Here is a 16733-nt window from a genome sequence, read left to right on the forward strand (position 1 = left end):
ACCTCACGCCGGATACGGCGGGTGGTCGTTGAGTTGGTTGTTTTCCCGTTCGGCCTTACGCGTGAGGCCCGTCACCCACGATTCCGTTGCCGCCGACTCGCTTTCGAAGCCGCGGCGGCGGGCGTCGCCGGCGGGGCCAGTGGCGTCGGGCAGAGTGCGGTTGACCCAGCTCATGAGGTTGGCTACCGAGCCGGGCGCCACGCCGTGCAGCAGCGAAATAAGCTTGGCGGGCAGGCCCAGAATCAGCTCGGCGTCGCCGCGGCGGGCGGCGTTCCAGATCTGCCGGGCGGCGTACTCGGCGCTGACGGTGAGGGCCGGCAGCGAGTCGGAAATCATAAACCAGGCAAATTCGAGCACGTGCTGGCCCTTCACCACCGCGTGCCGGGCCGAGCCGGTGCGCATCAGCCCCGGGCACACCGTGGTCACGTACACGCCGTAGCGCAGCAGCTCGGCCCGAAAGCCTTCGGAGAGGCCCACCAGGGCAAATTTGCTGGCGCAGTAGGGCGCCAGGTGCGGCACTGATACTTTGCCGCCCACCGAGGCAATGTTGATGATGCGGCCCTCGCGGCGCTTTTTCATGTCGGGCAGCACCGCGTACATGGCGTGCAAGGCGGCCCAGAAATGGATGTCCATGGTTTCCTGGTAGTCGCGCACGTCCATGTGCTCCAGCGGGCCGCCGGTGATGATGCCTGCGTTGTTGATGAGCACGTCGATGGGGCCGAACTGCAGGCGCACCTCGCTCACAAGCGTGCGCACGGCGGTTTCGTCCGACAGGTCGCGCACCAGGGTGAGCACCTCGGCGGCGCCGGCTTCGGCCAGGTCCTGGCGGGCGCGTTCCAGTTCGTCGGCGTCGCGGGCGCAGATGGCCACGCGGGCGCCTTCGGCGGCGGCCTGCCGGGCCAGCACCAAGCCCAGGCCGCGCGAGCCGCCGGTGATGAGCACGACGCGGCCGCGTAGGTCGTAGGAGCCGCGGCGGTTGGCCCAGAGGGCGGCGGCGGCCACGGCGGCGCCGATGCCGGCGGCCTTGAGCCAGGTGGAGCGGGAGGATTGCTGCTTCATGCTCTTTCTATGAAGGCCGCGCCCGAAAGGTTACGCCCGCTCGCGGAAATGCGGCCCGGCCAGGGAATATTCCGGGCCGCGGCGGCGTTAGGGCATCATCGAACAGGCTGGCACGCTATTTTCGTGCCCCGACTCGCCCGCGCCGTTTTCCCGGCGCCTCTGCTGATGCCGAACCCCATGCGTACTTCCCCCCGATTCCTGATTTTGGCCGGCCTGCTGCTGGCCGCCCCCGCTGCCTGGGCCCAGACGAGCACCGTCAAAACCAAGGTAAAAACCACCAGCCCCGCCCCCAAGCCGGCCGGAGCCGCGCAGGGGCCCGCGCCCACCACCATCGACGAGGCCAAGATCGAGGCGCAAGCCCGCGGCCTGACGCAAAACCTCAAGCAAGCCCTCGGCCTGACGCCCCAGCAGGAAGAGAAGGTGTTTCAAATCAACGAGCGGAGCATCCGGCAGGTGGAAACCGCCCGCATCCAGTACCGCCAGGACCTGCGCAAGCTCAACAGCATCATCGACGACATCGGCGGGTCGCGCCTGACCCTGCTCAAGGACGTGCTCACGCCGGCGCAGTTCAACAAGTACCAGCAGGCCCGCGAAAAGAAAATGGGCGTGCCCAACGTGCAGGGCAACCAGGGCAACGCCGTGCCCGGCCTGCCGCCCGGCCGCGGCGAGGAATAGCCGCTGGCTACCTGACTTTTGATAGGAATTATTGTATATTGACGGAGAGGTGAGTAAACACTTACCTCTTCGTCTTTTTTCCATCAACGGCAGCGAGCGTATGCGACTGGTACTATTGGGCATCATGCTGATGAGTTCCGGCGCGGGACTCGCCCAGACAATCGGCAAAACCTACACTTACGAAGCCATTGACCGGCAAATCGAGGGCACCGTGCAGGTGAGCTACGTGCTCGACCGGCAGGGCCGCATCATCCCCGACTCGACGCGGGTGCTGCAGGGCCTGGGCTACGGCCTCGATGCGCTGGCGGTGCAGGCCGTCAACTACCCGGCTTCCTTGGCCGTGACGCCCGCCAACCAAGCCCTGGCGCGGCGCAGCGAACAGCCGGCCCGCTTCAACGCGCCGGTGGTGTTTGCCCTGAAAAACCTCACGCCCCGCGACTGGTCGGACTACTACGTGCTGAAAGGCGACAAGGCGCTGGCCGAAGCCAACCCGGCCCGTGCCATCAGCTACTACGACCTGGCCTTGGGCCGCTACAAAAAGAACGGGCAGGCCTGCGCCGGCTTGGCCAAGGCTTATACCAACCAGGGCAAATCGGACCAAGCGGCCAAGTACGCCGAGCTGGCCAACAAGTACAGCATGGCCGCGCGCTAACTTCCAGCCGCCTCCTCTCGCCAGCACCGGGCGGCCTCTTACGGGGGCCGCCCGGTGCGTTTTGGGCGGTGCCCGGGCCGGCGCCAGCAGCGGAGCCGCGCAAGCTCCGGCGGCCGGCGGGTGGCCGGCGGCGCGCAATGCGCGTATGCAGGAAATTGCCCCGTAGATTGGCCGGCGCCACCCGGCCCATGTTGTACCTGGATTCCACCCCTATGCAGCTAGAACTCGACAGCCTCATCTTCGACCTCGACGGCACGCTCTGGGATGCCTCGGCCACCGTCACCCAGGGCTTTCGGCAGGCCCGCCAGCGCGTCAGCTACGTGCACAGCGACATCACCGAAGAAGCCGTGCAGGCCGTGACGGGCCAGCCCTACCCGGTGGTGTATGAGCGGCTGTTTCCGTACCTGACGGCGGAACAGCGCGAGGAGTTTCGCCACATCTGCGCCCGCGAAGAGCTGCTCAGCGCCCGGCAGCAAGGCGGGCAGCCCTACCCGCAGCTGCGGCCCACGCTGGAGTACCTGGCGGGAAAGTACCGGCTCTTCATCGTCAGCAATTGCCAGCAGGGCTACATCGAAGCGTTTTTGGCCCACACCCAGACGGGCCGCTACTTGGAAGGCCACACTTGCTTCGGGGCCCGGCAGCAGCCCAAGGCGGACAACATCGGGGCCGTTATCCGCCACTTCGGCCTCGGCAGCCCCGCCTACGTGGGCGACACCGAGGGCGACTACCTGGCCGCTCGCGCCAACGACATGCCGTTTGTCTTCGCCGCCTACGGCTTCGGCGAAGTGCCCGCTTACGAGGCGCGCATCGAGCAGCTCAGCGACTTACAGCAGTTGCTGTAGCTGGGTGTGGCTGCGCACCAGCACCGTCAGCCTGTGGTTCGACTGCGGCTCATGATGCCTATTGGTTTCTCGCAAGGCTTAGGCTTGCGCTTTGAACGTCTCCCAGCCCAGCTTCAGGATGATGGCGCAAACCACGACCAGGAACAGCACCCGCACGAAGCCCACGCCCTGCTTCAGGGCCAGGCGGGCGCCCAGGGCTGAGCCGAGCATGTTGCAGGCGGCCATGGGCAGCGCCACCTGCCAGAGAATGTGGCCGGTGTAGGCGAAATAGGCCAGACTGGTGAGGTTGGTGGCCAGGTTCACCATCTTCGAGGAAGCCGAAGCGCTGAGGAAGTCGTAGCCGAACAGGCCCACGAAGGCGAAGAGCAGAAACGAGCCGGTGCCGGGTCCGAAAAAGCCGTCGTAGAAGCCAATGATTAGACCAATGGCTATGCCGTAGAGCGGCTCTTTCTGCTCCGACAGGCGCGGGGCGTGGATGGAGCCGAAGTCCTTGCGCCAGAAGGTGTAGACGGCAATGACCACCAGCAGCCCGAGCACCAAGGGCCGCAGCAGCTCGGAGGGCAGCAGGCTGACTACCCGCGCCCCCAGAAACGAAAACACACCCGCCGTGACGGCCGCCGCGCCCACTGCCCGCCAGCGCACCGGCACCTGGCCCGCGTAGCGCCGCAGGGCCACCGCCGTGCCCGCCGCCGACGACACCTTGCCGGTGCCCAGTACCGTGGGCACCGGCACGCCCTTGAGCAGCAGCAGCATGGCCGGCAGCTGAATCAGCCCGCCGCCGCCCACTATCGAATCCACAAACCCGGCCAGGAAGGCAAAAGCGCACAGCAGCGCCAGCGTCGCGTCAAGAAACTCCATACGAGGCGGCGAAGATAGGCTGCGGGGGATTAGGGCGGGCTCGGTAGTAACGACTCCGGTTTCTGCCGCAGCTGCGGTTTTCTCTGCTTTCTTTGCCCGATGCCTCGCTCCTCTTCTTCTGGCAAGTTTCTCTATTGGCTGGCGGCCCTGGCTTCGGCCGTGGCGCTGGGGCTGGCCGTGGTCCGCGGCGCGGCTTGGTCGCGCCTGGTCATCTTCGCCGCGCTGGTGGTTGTTTTCGGGGTGTTGGGCCGCTTTCCAGTCACGCCCGGGCGGCCGCGCTGGGCCACGCTACTGACCGGTGCCCTGATGCTGCTGGCGTTGGGCCTGCTGGTGCTACGCTTGACGGGCCAGCTGACCTAAACAACGCCCCTTTGCTCCCTTCGGCGACAATGCGCTTTCTATTTTACCTGCTGCTGGCCTTACTGGCGGCGCCGGCTTGGGCCCAACGGCGCCTGCCCGGCTGGGAGCCGGACAACGCCCCAGACAAACGCTTCCAGCCCCCGCCCTCCGACGTGCGCGGCGCCGTGGCCGTGGTAACCGTGCGCGACTCGGCCCTGACACCCGAAAACAAGATTTACAACGGGCTCGGGCCGCGGCGTTACTATTTCGACGCCCAGGGCCGCATCCGCCGCCGCGTCAACCTCGACCGCCGCACCGGCCAGCCCTTTGCCGACGTGCGCTACGACGCCCACGGCCGGGTGACGCGGCGCAGCCACACCGCGGACAAGGGCTACTTCACCGTGTGCCAGTACCAGGACCGCCGGCGGCAGCGTATCACCCTGGTTTGCAGCCCCGACTCGGTTGTCAGCGCCCGCACGGTGGAGTCGTTCGACCGGCGCGGGCAGCTGCTGCGCGCCGAGTCGTTTCAGGCCGACGGGCAGCTGACCAGCTCGACTACGTATCGCTACGACCGGCACGGGGAGCTGACGGAACAGCTGTTTCGCAATACGCCGCTCGGGGCGGGCATCAGCAGTAGCTTCGGGCCGACGCCAACGTTTACGCCCTGGCCCAACGACACGCTGCGTCACTACACCGACTACGACCAGCGCGGCCGGCCCATCAGTCAGGCCTGGTACCGCAACGGGCAGCTGCAGCGCCTGCTCGCCTTCACCCACGGCGACACCAGCCTGGTGCGCAGCGTGCGCTTTGCCGGGAGTTTGCTCGATGGCCACCCGCACATACGGGAAGTGTACACGGCCGGCGCCTACCGCCTGGAGCGCAACCACTACGTCTCGACCTTCCGAGCCCAGCGCGACAGCCTGGCCCACCACGTGCACTGGCAGCGCTACTGGCACGACGAGTTGGTGGAAGCCGGTTACGAGCTCGACGGCGTGGAGCAAAACCACCGGCTGCACACCATGGCCGACGAAACCGACGCGCACGGCAACCGCATCAAACGCACGTTCCTCACGAACGGGCAGCCCCAGCGCCTGGAGCTGCGCTCCATCGACTACCGCGGCCCGCAAGGCCGCGCAACGGCCGAAACAAAACCGGGGCGCTGACGGTCCTTTTTACTCGTTCGGCGCTGCCCGCCGCCGGCCGGACCGCCCCGCGCGGCGGCGGTCCGTATGTGCTTACCGGCCCGTTCATCGGCCCTTTCGCGTGCTATGCCCCATCCCTCCGCCCCCGCAGCGTCCCCCAACCGCCTCGTGGCCCTGCTCGGCCGCGTCGGCATCGACTGGTTTTTGCTCGGCCTGATCCTGGCCGTCACCCTCGCCTACCTGCGCCCCGGCATCGGCAGCGACGCCAGCCCGGTGCCCTGGGACCGGCTGCTGACCTTCGGGGTGGCGCTGGTTTTTTTCTTCTACGGCCTGCGCCTGAGCCCCGAGAGCCTGCGCACCGGCATGCGCAACTGGCGCCTGCACTTGGTGGTGCAAGCCAGCACGTTTCTGCTGTTTCCGCTGATTGGCCTGGCCCTGCGTCCGCTGTTCGGCCCCGACGCCCAGGGCGCCACGCTCTGGAGCAGCGTGTTCTACCTCTGCACGGTGCCCAGCACGGTATCCACCTCAGTGGTGATGGTGTCGGTGGCGGGCGGCAACCTGCCGGCGGCCATCTTCAACGCCAGCATTTCCAGCCTCATCGGCCTGGTTATGACGCCGCTGTGGGTGAGCCTAGTGCTGCACACCGGCGCGGCGGGCGGCGGCCACCTCGGCCCCATGGTGCTCGATTTGGTGCTGCAGGTGGTGGTGCCGGTGGGCCTGGGCCTGCTGCTGCACCGCCGCTTCGGGGCCTGGGCCGAGGCCCACAAAGGCCAGCTGCGCAAGTTTGACCAGTGCATCATCCTCGTGCTGGTGTACACCTCGTTCTGCGAGTCCTTCGCCCGCAACGTGTTCCGCGACTACAGCTGGGGCGACCTACTGGGCCTGGCCGCCGGCATGGTGGCGCTGTTTTTGGCCGTGCTCGGGCTGATTACCCTGGTGAGCCGCCTGCTCGGCTTCGCCCCCGAAGACCAGATTACGGCCGTGTTCTGCGGCTCCAAGAAGTCGTTGGTGCACGGCTCGGTGCTAGCCAAAATCCTGTTTGCCGGCACCGTGGCCTCGGGCGCCCTGCTGTTGCCGCTGATGCTCTACCACGCCCTGCAAATCATCCTGGCCAGCATCATTGCCCAGCGCGTGGGCCAGCGCATGACCGCCCGGCCGGTGGTGGCAGCCGGCTAGGCCGGGCCGCGTCTCGGGGCCCTAGGGTTGCAGCGCGGGCATCACATGTACATGGTATTTACCCGCATGGAGGGCTGGAGTAGGTTTGCGCTTCTGCTCCACTTCCCTGCTATGAACAAACTTTCGCTGTCGTTTACCGGCCAACCGCGGCCGGCCCGCCTGCTCTTGCTGCCGCTGCTTCTGACCAGCCTGGCGGCCCAGGCCCAGAGTTTTTGGCAAACCACCCCCGCCGCGCCCGAAGGCCCGAAAATCGGGCTGGTAGCCACCGGCGACTCGACTCTGCTCACTACTGTGGGCAACGGTCTGCTGCGCAGCCCCAACCGCGGCCGCAGCTGGCAGCTGGCCCTGCGCACGCACCAGGTGTACGCCCTGCACGCAGGCCGCAACGGGCAGTTGCTGGCGGGCGGCGCGGGCAAGGTGTACCGCAGCCCCGACGGCGGAGCCACCTGGGACTCGGTCACCCTGAACACGACCTACCCCGTTATTTCCTTTGCCGAGACGCCGCAGGGCGGGCTGCTGGCCGGCACCGGCGACGCGGACCAGACCGGCTTCGTGGGCGACGGCGTGTTTTACTCCGCCGACCAGGGCCTCTCGTGGACCGGCCGCAGCAACGGCTTCGGCGCTAGCCGCTACGTCAGCCAGCTGGTGGCCGACCGCCAGGGCCGGATATACGCCGCCCTGTCCGACGAGGTGCCGAGCCGCCAGCCCGGCCTGTACCGCTCCGAGGACCAAGGGCAGAACTGGCAGTACATCCCACTGCGCGTAGACGGCCGCAACGCCATCAACGACGACTTGGTGGCCTACGAGGTCCTGTCGCTGAGCGTGAGCCCGCAGGATTCCTTGCTGTGCAGCTTCCACGGCGTGTTCGTCACCGGGCAGGCCAACAACGTACCCGTAGCCTTTAACCTAAGCAAGCAGCTCGGCGACGTGGCCAATCCGAACCGCTACTGGACGGTGCAACAACGTAGTGCTGCTGGCATGTGGTGGAACCAGACGCCGCGCCACCGCGTGTTCTTCGCCCGCAACGGCGACGTGTACGCCTCGCGCACCGGGGGCGTAAACTCCGGCGGCACGTTGCGTTCGACCGACCAGGGCCGCAGCTGGACGCTATTGCGCGGCGGCCTGGGCCTGAGCGCGGGCAACACCCGCGAGCCGCAGACGTTTGCCGAATTGCCCGACGGTAGCCTCTTCATGGTGCAGGACATGGACGAGCAGGTGTACTGGACCAACGCCAGCCTTATCACGGCGAGCCGTCCGCGCTCCGCCGCCCAGCCGCTGGCGCTCTACCCCAATCCCGCCGGCGACGCGGCGCGCGTGGATTTGCCGCCCGGTGCCCGGCTGCGCACGCTCCGCCTCACCGACCTCGGCGGCCGCGTGGTGCGCACGTTTGCGCCGCCCGCGCCCAGCCCCGCCGGCTTTACCCTTGACTTGCGCGGGACGGCGGCCGGCGTGTACGTGGTGACGGCCACCCTCGCCGACGGCCGCACGCTGCGGCAGCGCTTGGTGCGCCAGTAAGCCCGTTGCGCTTGCATTCCGCGGCCCACGGCCGAGCTGGCGGCCACCGTTCTAGGCTCTTACCTAACCGTTGTAACTGACTTAGCGGCACTTACCTGCCCGCGCCCGACCAAGGCTTGTACACTTCCGGGATGTTTGGTATTTTTACGGTCTTCCCCTCTGCCATTTTCGGTTTACCCATGAAGAAATACCTGCTTCTGCTGGCTTTCACGCTGGGCCTGCTCGGCTCAGCCGCCGCCCAGACGCCCACCAAGGATTTGTTTAAAGCCGTGATGAAAAACGACGCGGCCGGCGCCGAAGCTCTATTGGCCGGTGGCGCCGATGCTAACGCCTCCATCGAGGTAATGCCCGGCTTCCGCACGACTTTTCTCATCACCGCCGCCACCAACGGCAATTTGAACATTGTCAAGTCGCTGATGCAGCACAAGGCCCAGGTCAACGCCAAGGACGCGGGCAACGAAACCGCGCTGATTGCGGCCGCCACCCTTGGCAACAAGGCCATTGTGGAATTCTTGCTGCAGAATGGGGCCGACGTGAAAGCGGCCGACGGACAGGGAACCTCGCTGCTGGCCGCGGCAAAGGCCGGCGGCAACAAGGACGTCATTGCGCTCATCGAGCAGAAACTCAAAGGCTAACAGCGGTTTTCCTCTTTGGCCAACGGCCGGGCAGCTTGCCCGGCCGTTTTTTTATGGCTACTGCCTCCGTTATTCACGTTGGCTCGACATTAAAATTTTCTTAATCCAAACTCGGCTGCTTGCGTAAGCAGGCTCGTTCTTCCACCTTTCTTTCCCCTGCGGCCCGCGCCGCCGGAGATGCTGACCTGCCGCCCCAGCCCTCCGCTCCGTCGCCGGCCGCTGCAACGAGCACGGCTATGCCCGAAACGCGTGACAGCATCACTGACATTTGGGGGCGGCGCACCGGTTACACCGGCCAGTGGCCCACCCGCATCGACGAACACCTCACCGCCGAGCCCGACCACTGGGTGCAATCGGCCTGCGTGCTCTGCAGCAACGGCTGCGGCCTCGACATCGGGGTGAAGAACGGGCGCATCGTGGGGGTGCGGGGGCGGGCCGAGGACCGCGTGAACTGCGGCCGGCTGGGGCCCAAGGGCCTACACGGCTGGCAGGCCAACCACAGCCCCGACCGCCTGACCAAACCCCTAATCCGCCGCAACGGCGAGCTGCAGGAAGCCAGTTGGGAAGCGGCCATGGACCTGATTGTGCAGCGTTCTAAGGAATTGATTCGGCAGCACACGGCCAGCAGCATCGGCTTTTACACCTCGGGGCAGCTGTTCATCGAGGAATATTACACGCTGGGCGTGCTGGGCAAGGCTGGCCTGGGCACTCCGCACATGGACGGCAATACCCGCCTGTGCACCGCCACGGCCGCCGCCGCGCTCAAGATTTCCTTCGGCACTGACGGGCAGCCCGGCTCCTACTCCGACATCGACCACACCGACTGCCTGCTCATCGTGGGCCACAACCCCGCCTCGCAGCAAACCGTGTTCTGGGCCCGCATCCTCGACCGCCTCGCCGGGCCCAACCCGCCGCAGCTGGTGGTCATCGACCCGCGCCTAACCTACACCGCCGAGCGGGCCACCGTGCACCTGGCGCCGCGCGTGGGCACCAACGTGGCCGTGCTCAACGGGCTGATTAACCTGCTCATCGAGGCCGATCAGCTCAACCACGAATTCATCAAGCAGCACACGATGGGCTTCGCGGAGCTGCGCAAAACCGTGGAGAAGTGGACGCCCGACCGCGTGGAGCGCCTCACGGGCGTGCCCGCCGACAAGCTGCTGGCCGCGGCGCGCATCATCGGCTCGAGCCCGACGCTGGTGTCGACGGCCCTGCAGGGCGTGTACCAGTCGATGCAGGCCACGGCGGCGGCGGTGCAGGTCAACAATATTCACCTTATCCGCGGGCTCATCGGCTCCCGGGGCAACGCCATTCTGCAGATGAACGGGCAACCCACCTCGCAGAACACCCGGGAGTGCGGCGCCGACGGCGACCTGCCCGGCTTCCGCAACTGGGACAACCCCGCGCACATCGAGGAGCTGGCCCGGCTCTGGAACGTGCCCGTCGACAAAATTCCGCACTGGGCCCCGCCCACGCACGCCATGCAGCTCTGGCGCTACTGCGAAACGGGCTCCATCAAGCTGCTCTGGATTCAGGCCACCAACCCGGCGGTGTCGATGCCCGAGCTGGCGCGGATTCGCAAGATTTTGCAGCAAAAAGACCTGCTGGTGGTGGTGCAGGACGCATTTCTGACCGAAACCGCCAAGCTGGCCGACGTGGTGCTGCCCACGGCCATCTGGGGCGAGAAAACCGGCACCTTCACCAACACCGACCGCACCGTGCATCTTTCCTACCAAGCGGTGGCGCCGCCCGGCGAAGCGCGCTCGGACTTCGACATCTTCCTCGACTACGCCCGGCGCATGGATTTCCGCGACCAGGACGGCCGCCCGCTCATCGGCTGGAGCACGCCCGAGGAAGCTTTCGAAGCGTGGAAAGCCTGCAGCAAGGGCCGCCCCTGCGACTATTCGGGCCTGAGCTACGCCAAGCTTACCGGCGGCTCGGGCGTGCAGTGGCCCTGCAACGAGCAGTACCCCAACGGGGCCGAGCACCTCTACACCGACCACCAGTTCAATACCCACGCCGACTACTGCGAAACCTTCGGCTACGACCTGGTGACCGGCGCCGAAAAGCAGCCCGAGGAGTACAAGGCCAACGACCCGCAGGGCCGCGCCATCATCGTGGCCGCCGACTACGAGCCCCCCCACGAGGAGCCCGACGCGCAGTACCCGCTGTGGCTGACCACCGGCCGGGTGGTGTACCACTTCCACACCCGCACCAAAACCGGCCGCGCCCCCGCCCTGCAGGCCGCCGCGCCCGAGGGCTTCGTGCAGCTCTCGGCCGAAGACGCGGCCCGCTTCGGCATCCGGGAGGGCGACCGGGTGGAGGTGACCTCACGCCGGGGCACGGCCACCGAGCCGGCCCGCATCGGCGGCATCGAGCCGGGGCTGGTGTTCATGCCCTTTCACTATGGCTACTGGGACCACGACGAGCACGACAAGCGCGCCGCCAACGAGCTGACGCTCACGGAGTGGGACCCGGTGAGCAAGCAGCCGCACTTTAAGTACGCCGCCGTGCGCATCCGCAAAGTGGCGGGCGCCCCCGCCGCTGCCGCCGACACGCCCCCGCCGGCCAAGCCCAGCGGGCAGGTCGGCTAGGCGCCGGCCGCGGCTGACCGGCCTGCCCGCGCCGGCGGGAATCAACTACCCATCGGCGCGGGCCTACCGTCAGCATTGCCACCGTCCAATAGTTAGCGGGCACTCTTTTCGACAGAATGCCCACAGATCAGCTCCTTCTTCCCCATGCACCTTCCCCACTACCTCGGCCTGCTCGACCACAGCGAAAAACAGATTACCAAGGCCTTCGAGCAGGTGGCCCGGCACCACCACGACGAGCCCGACATCGAGCAGATGTGCCAGAAGCTCTCGGCCTGGTCGCGGGAGCACCGCGGCAAGCTGGTACCCTTCCTGCAGCGCTACTTCGAAACCAGCAGCTCCGAGCCGGCCCGCCTTAAGCAACAGCTGCTGGCTCCGCCGCGCCACGGCGCTCTGGGCCTCATCCGCGACCTGCACGACCTGTGGCTGCTCACCCAGGAGGTGCAGCTGTGCTGGACGGTCATTCATCAGGCCACCCTGGCCTTGCGCGACGAGGAGTTAAAAGCCACTTGCGAATTTTGCAGCAGCCGCACCAAGCGCCAGACCGATTGGCTGCTGGGCCGCATCAAGCAGGCCGCCCCGCAGACCCTAGTGGTGGCCGACTGAAGCCGGCTGCGGCGCCCGGGCCACCGTAGCCAGGTGCCAGAGCGTGGCCACGGCCGTGAGCAGCCAGGCCGCGGCGGCCAGCCAGAAAAAGTACCGCGGCACCGCTTGCAAGGCGGGCAGGGGCAGCGCCTCGGCCAGCCGGCCGGTGGCCGCCGTGTACATGCCCAGGGGAAAAACCATGGACCAGTAGGCCGGGCTGAAGGCAAACGCCGGCTTGGTGCGCAGGTGGTTCCAGAGGCGCAACCCGGCCACCAGCGGCAACCACCAGGTGCTCAGCGCCCAGAAGAGCACGGCGTAGGCTTTCACGAAGGGCACCAGCTGGGGCAGCGCGGGCGCCAGCTTCTCGGCCAGGGTAGCACCGGCCAGCACCGTAATGGCGCTGGCACCCACGCTAATCCAGTAGGCCGCGCCCACGTCTTCGCCCTCCAGCTTCTGGAAGGTGAGCCGGTACACCAGCAGGGTTATCAGCACCAGGTAAAAGGCGCTGCCGAGCAAATGCAAGCTCAGCGCCCCAAACAATGCCACCTCCGCGGGCCCGGATAGGTGCTCGGCCAGCCCGGCGCCCAGCACCGCCAAGGCCTCGGTAGACACGGCCAGCAGCAGCCAGCTGCCGTTGAGTCCCTGGGCCAGCGGCGGCTTGACCGGGCTCAGGCTCACGCCCAGCACGAAGCCGTAGAGCAGCCCCAGCCAGGCCACGACGGCCAGCAGCCAGAGCGCCGCGGCCAGCGTTTGGTTGTGGCGCAGCAGCAGAAACTGGTTGCCCAGCAGCGCCGCGGCGGCCACTACGGTCAGAAAGTTGGCGCCCGTGGCGTGGTCGGTCAGCTCGCGGCGAAAGTCGGGAAAGAAAAGCAGCAGCCGGGCCAGCAACAAGGCCAGCAGCAGCGGAAAGGCCACCACGTTCAGGTAAAACAAGCCCTCGGCCAGCCCATCGAGGTGCAGCTGGTGCGCGGCCAGGGAAATGATACCCGTGGACATAACCAGGGCGAAATACGCGGGCGGGAAGTGTTGAATGGCCGACTTCATAACAACGGAGCAAGGGTGAAGTGCGGCCACCCTTATACGGCCCGGCTGGCTCCGAGGCCTAACCCGGCCTCAGCCTTTTGCGGCGCGAGCAGGCGCCGAGCTGGTGAGCTTGCCAGCTCGGCTACCCCACGTGCCGGATGTCGCCGGCGCCGTACTGGCGCACGTCGGCGAGGCGGGCGGGGCCGCGGTAGTGAATGTAGCCGGCCCCCAGGTGGGTGAGGCTGATGGTTTGCTCGGCGTAGAGGTCGAGGTTGCCGGCCGAGGCGTTGCGCAGGCGCAGGTGCTGGGCGCGCAGGTCGCGGCAGTCGAGGTTGCCCTCGGCGGCGGTCTGAATCTGCACCTCGTCGGCGGCGCCGGCCAGGGTCACGTCGCCCTGGCAGGCCAGGTTCACCGTGAGCTTGGGCACCTCGACGCGCAACGTGGTGGTGCCGCTCGACAGCACCTTCAGCGCCAGCGGCACCGCGCCGACGAGGGTATTGCGGGTGCGCACTTCCCCGCCGCGGGCCGAGCAGTTGAGCTGGTCGAGCTGGCGCAGGTACACCGTCACGCGCAGGTCGGTGAAGACCGGGGCGCGCAGCTTGTTTTCGCTGGTGACGTAGAGCGTGCGGCCGGAGTTGGTCACCTGCAGGTGCTCCAGCAGGTTGTCGTCGCATTCCACCACCACTTTTTCTTCCGGGCCCTGCACCAGCTCCACGAGGCCGAAGGCGCTCAGGTGCAGGCGGGTAAACGAGGAAACCGGGTATTCGCGGCGGACGAGCACGCCGCTGCCTTGCACTTGCATCATCTGACGAAGCTGTTTGAAGGAAACCATACAGAAGCGAGTCGGAAGCGAAGGGTCAATCGGGCAACGGTTCGCATAGATAACCGCTTTCCCGCAACGTGGCCACTACCCGGGCCACGTCGAGCCGCCGGCCGGGCGTGTGCACGCGCAGCACCCGGTCGCAGTCTTCCAGATCAAAGCTGACGCGGGCGCCCGGCGGCAGGCCTTGCAGCAACCGGTCGCGCAGCGCGGCCGCCGCTGCGGGACAGGTAAGCGAGGTGCGAAATATTTCCAGGTCCGGCATCAGCATAGCGCTTCGGCGCGGCCCATTGCCCAGGCCCGCCCCGACGATGCAAAGGTGGCGCGCCGCCGGGGCCGCCGCGTTACAGCAGGCGGAGCGGGAGTTACAAAATCCGGAATTTTTGGCCTAAAGGCTAGCGGACTTTGCGCCCGGCACGCACCTGCTCGTAGGCCACGCGCTGCAGCTGCGCGGCTTCGGCGGGGCTGATGCCGAGGTCGGCGGCGGCCTTCTCCTGCGGGCCCAGACGGCGCGGGTCCTTGCCGGTCAGCTCGGCGAAGAGCACGCAGGCGTTGAGGTAGGCCCCCCAGCGGCTGGGGTGGTAGTTGTCTTCGCCCCAGAGGTTGACTTTGCCGGCTTCGGGCGCGTAGGGGTTGCGCAGGGCCACGCCCTGCTGCACGGCCCGCAGCCAGGCGTCGCCGGCGGGCGCCACGGCCTTGATGCGGCGGTTTTGCCGGGCCAGGTCGTAGTAGCCGCGGTGCAGATCCAGGGCCAGCGAATCGAGGGGCAGGCCGAAGTACGGCGCCTGGGCGCGGTACACCAGGTCGGCGCGGGCCCAGGTTTGGTAGAGGTACACCCGGGCTTTGGGGTTGCGGGCGTGCACCAGTTGCTCCAGCCGGGTGGCGTAGTCCTGAAACAGCGCGGGTTGCCCGCCGCGGCGCGCCGGCAGCGGGCGGGTGCTGTGCTCCTGCAGCACCACCGCGTCCCAACCCGCGGGCCGGTCGATAACGCTGCGGGCGCTGTCGTAGTGAAACTGCAAGGACTGCGCGTTGATGGCGTCTAGGTGCACCTCGTAGTGCAGGCCGGCCTCGGCGGTAAGCTGCTGAAAGATGCCTGCCACCCCGCCCCAGGGCTCGTGCGTGCGCTGCTGCCGGCGCGGGCCGCCGACGGACAGGTGGTGGTTTTCGTCGGTGATGCTGGCCGCGTTGTAGTGGAGTACGGGCCGGTACCCGCCGTGGATAAAGCTGTTGCCCACAAACAACACGACCACCGGTTTGGGCGCCGCCGCGGGCGCAGCGGCCCGGCCCGGCCAAGAAATCAGCAGTCCGCACACGGCACTCAAACGCGCCCAGCGGCCAACACAACAATGCATACGCAAGCAGGTAATTCGGCCGCAAGTAAGCCAATACCGGCCGATACCCGACCACGAACCGCTAGAAACGGCTTCCACGACGGCCGGCAGAATTCCCGCAACTGCTAGTCTGGCTCCGGCTGGTATAACGCGCGCAGCGCCCCGCCGGCGCAGTTTTGCAGCGTCCGTGCTCCGGCTCCCGGGCTCGACTTCCGCGCCTGCCGCCGGCGTCTATCTTTACCGCCATGCCCCTCGAAGTCCGCGACAACCGCGACAACCTGATCCACCGCAACGCGCACGTGGCGCAGGACTTCGACGTGCCCGAGCTGGTGGAGGAAGCCGGTGAGCGGGAATTCCCCGGCGGCCGCGGCACGCTGCGCCACTGGTACTTCGACGGCATCCGGCTGGGCCACGCACGCTGGCAGTTCGAGCGGCCCTGCACCCAGCACTGGCGCTCCGAGCTGGACGTGGTGCACCTGCAGTTCAACCTGCGCGGGCGCCTCACCATCGAGCACCGGCAACTGGGGCGGGTGCTCACCTTGGGCTCCTACCAGCACAACCTGATGTACTCGCCCGGCTTCGAGGGCACGCACCGCTACGACGAGCTAGCGGCCGAAACATTTATGGTGCAGTTTACCCGGCCGGTGTTTCTGCGCCTGGCCGCGCAGGCTGACGAGAACTTACAACGTTTCGGTGAGCAGATGCTGGAGGGCCGGCCGCTGCTGCTCGGCGCGCGCAGCCTCGCGCTGAGCCTGCCCCTGCACCACGCCATCCGCGAGGTGCTGCAGTGCCGGCTGCCGGGCCCGCTCAAGAAGCATTTTCTGCACGCCAAAGCCCTGGAAATTCTGGTGCTGCAGGCCGACGCCTTTGCCCGTCAGCAGCCCCCGCGCCACGTGCGCACGGAGTACGACCAGGAGCGCCTGCTTTTCGCCCGCGACTACCTCATCCAGCACCTGCACCTGCCGCCCAGCCTGCCCGAATTGGCGCGTATTGCCGGCCTCAACGAGTTCAAGCTCAAGAACGGCTTCAAGGAACTGTTCGGGCAGCCCGTCTTCGCCTACCTGGCCGACTACCGCCTGCGCGAAGCCCAAACCCAGCTGCTTGCCGGCGGCAAAACCGCCAGCGAGCTGGCCTTCGAGCTGGGTTACTCCTCGTTGCAGCACTTCAGCGCGGCCTTCAAGAAGAAGTTTGGCGTGAGCCCGCGCGAGCTACGCTAAGACTGGGCAGCCGGCGGAGGTCACTCCATACCACCAGAACGTGCTGTCGAGCGAAGTCGAGACATCTCGCGGGCTTCGTTGGGTAGTTGGAAGAACGTCAGGCTGAGCAACGTTGAACCTTGCCTACCGCGCCGCTGCTCTACCTTATCCTTTTTCGGCGAGGGGCCCGAGGTGAGGCGCACGACTGGAGCCATGTCCGCACGCGAGATGTCTCGACTTCGCTCGACATGACGCCCTGGAGATGCTCACCGATGCGGTAGATATGCTTCGACT

General features: G+C 67.1%; 17 protein-coding genes. 11 read left to right on the forward strand and 6 right to left on the reverse strand.

Annotated features, from left to right (window positions below; genetic code table 11):
* Positions 1–3: 3 nt before the first annotated feature.
* Positions 4–1059: an SDR family NAD(P)-dependent oxidoreductase gene (locus tag LJ737_RS22880; protein ID WP_227769084.1), complete on the reverse strand. Its 1056-nt coding sequence runs from the start codon at positions 1057–1059 to the stop codon at positions 4–6.
* A gap of 177 nt (positions 1060–1236) precedes the next feature.
* Between LJ737_RS22880 and LJ737_RS22885 the strand changes: the two genes are divergently transcribed.
* The 3 genes from LJ737_RS22885 (at position 1237) to LJ737_RS22895 (ending at position 3228) form a co-directional block, all read left to right on the forward strand.
* Positions 1237–1734: a hypothetical protein gene (locus LJ737_RS22885; RefSeq protein ID WP_227769085.1), complete on the forward strand. Its 498-nt coding sequence runs from the start codon at positions 1237–1239 to the stop codon at positions 1732–1734.
* Positions 1735–1858: 124 nt separating this feature from the next.
* Entirely contained in the window at positions 1859–2386 is a 528-nt protein-coding gene (locus tag LJ737_RS22890; protein ID WP_227769086.1) for an energy transducer TonB, read from the forward strand.
* A 212-nt stretch (positions 2387–2598) separates the two neighbouring features.
* Entirely contained in the window at positions 2599–3228 is a 630-nt protein-coding gene (locus LJ737_RS22895; protein ID WP_227769087.1) for an HAD family hydrolase, read from the forward strand.
* Between the two features lie 78 nt (positions 3229–3306).
* On the opposite strand, the gene LJ737_RS22900 is transcribed toward LJ737_RS22895, so the two are convergent.
* On the reverse strand, positions 3307–4086 hold the full coding sequence (locus LJ737_RS22900) for a sulfite exporter TauE/SafE family protein (protein ID WP_227769088.1): 780 nt from the start codon (positions 4084–4086) through the stop codon (positions 3307–3309).
* A gap of 99 nt (positions 4087–4185) precedes the next feature.
* On the opposite strand from LJ737_RS22900, the gene LJ737_RS22905 reads away from it, so the two are divergent.
* From LJ737_RS22905 to LJ737_RS22935, 7 genes are all read left to right on the forward strand, one after another.
* Positions 4186–4446, forward strand: a complete 261-nt coding sequence (locus LJ737_RS22905; protein WP_227769089.1) for a hypothetical protein — start codon at positions 4186–4188, stop codon at positions 4444–4446.
* A 29-nt stretch (positions 4447–4475) separates the two neighbouring features.
* Positions 4476–5588, forward strand: a complete 1113-nt coding sequence (locus tag LJ737_RS22910) for a hypothetical protein (protein ID WP_227769090.1) — start codon at positions 4476–4478, stop codon at positions 5586–5588.
* A 105-nt stretch (positions 5589–5693) separates the two neighbouring features.
* Positions 5694–6743: a bile acid:sodium symporter family protein gene (locus tag LJ737_RS22915; RefSeq protein WP_227769091.1), complete on the forward strand. Its 1050-nt coding sequence runs from the start codon at positions 5694–5696 to the stop codon at positions 6741–6743.
* A 111-nt stretch (positions 6744–6854) separates the two neighbouring features.
* Positions 6855–8258, forward strand: coding sequence for a T9SS type A sorting domain-containing protein (locus LJ737_RS22920; protein WP_227769092.1), 1404 nt, complete (start codon positions 6855–6857; stop codon positions 8256–8258).
* Positions 8259–8437: 179 nt separating this feature from the next.
* The gene (locus LJ737_RS22925; RefSeq protein ID WP_227769093.1) at positions 8438–8893 is read left to right on the forward strand and encodes an ankyrin repeat domain-containing protein; all 456 of its coding nucleotides are present in this window, start codon (positions 8438–8440) and stop codon (positions 8891–8893) included.
* 236 nt (positions 8894–9129) lie between these two features.
* On the forward strand, positions 9130–11487 hold the full coding sequence (locus LJ737_RS22930; RefSeq protein WP_227769094.1) for a molybdopterin oxidoreductase family protein: 2358 nt from the start codon (positions 9130–9132) through the stop codon (positions 11485–11487).
* Positions 11488–11631: 144 nt separating this feature from the next.
* Positions 11632–12090 carry a molybdopterin oxidoreductase gene (locus LJ737_RS22935; protein WP_227769095.1) on the forward strand — a complete coding sequence of 153 codons (459 nt, stop codon included), beginning with the start codon at positions 11632–11634 and terminating at the stop codon, positions 12088–12090.
* Here LJ737_RS22935 and LJ737_RS22940 read toward each other — a convergent pair.
* The 4 genes from LJ737_RS22940 to LJ737_RS22955 form a co-directional block, all read right to left on the reverse strand.
* Positions 12073–13113 (reverse strand): tellurite resistance/C4-dicarboxylate transporter family protein, encoded by a 1041-nt coding sequence (locus tag LJ737_RS22940; protein ID WP_227769096.1) that lies wholly within the window; start codon positions 13111–13113, stop codon positions 12073–12075. The two genes, LJ737_RS22935 and LJ737_RS22940, sit on opposite strands and share 18 nt — an antisense overlap.
* Before the next feature lie 121 nt (positions 13114–13234).
* The gene (locus LJ737_RS22945; RefSeq protein ID WP_227769097.1) at positions 13235–13924 is read right to left on the reverse strand and encodes a head GIN domain-containing protein; all 690 of its coding nucleotides are present in this window, start codon (positions 13922–13924) and stop codon (positions 13235–13237) included.
* Positions 13925–13949: 25 nt separating this feature from the next.
* On the reverse strand, positions 13950–14183 hold the full coding sequence (locus LJ737_RS22950; RefSeq protein ID WP_227769098.1) for a hypothetical protein: 234 nt from the start codon (positions 14181–14183) through the stop codon (positions 13950–13952).
* Positions 14184–14307: 124 nt separating this feature from the next.
* Positions 14308–15264 (reverse strand): hypothetical protein, encoded by a 957-nt coding sequence (locus tag LJ737_RS22955; RefSeq protein ID WP_227769099.1) that lies wholly within the window; start codon positions 15262–15264, stop codon positions 14308–14310.
* Between the two features lie 224 nt (positions 15265–15488).
* On the opposite strand from LJ737_RS22955, the gene LJ737_RS22960 reads away from it, so the two are divergent.
* Positions 15489–16460, forward strand: a complete 972-nt coding sequence (locus LJ737_RS22960; RefSeq protein WP_227769100.1) for a helix-turn-helix transcriptional regulator — start codon at positions 15489–15491, stop codon at positions 16458–16460.
* Positions 16461–16733 lie beyond the last annotated feature (273 nt).

The sequence above is a fragment of the Hymenobacter sp. 15J16-1T3B genome (assembly GCF_020711235.1).
In the GTDB taxonomy this organism is placed as follows: Bacteria; Bacteroidota; Bacteroidia; order Cytophagales; family Hymenobacteraceae; genus Solirubrum.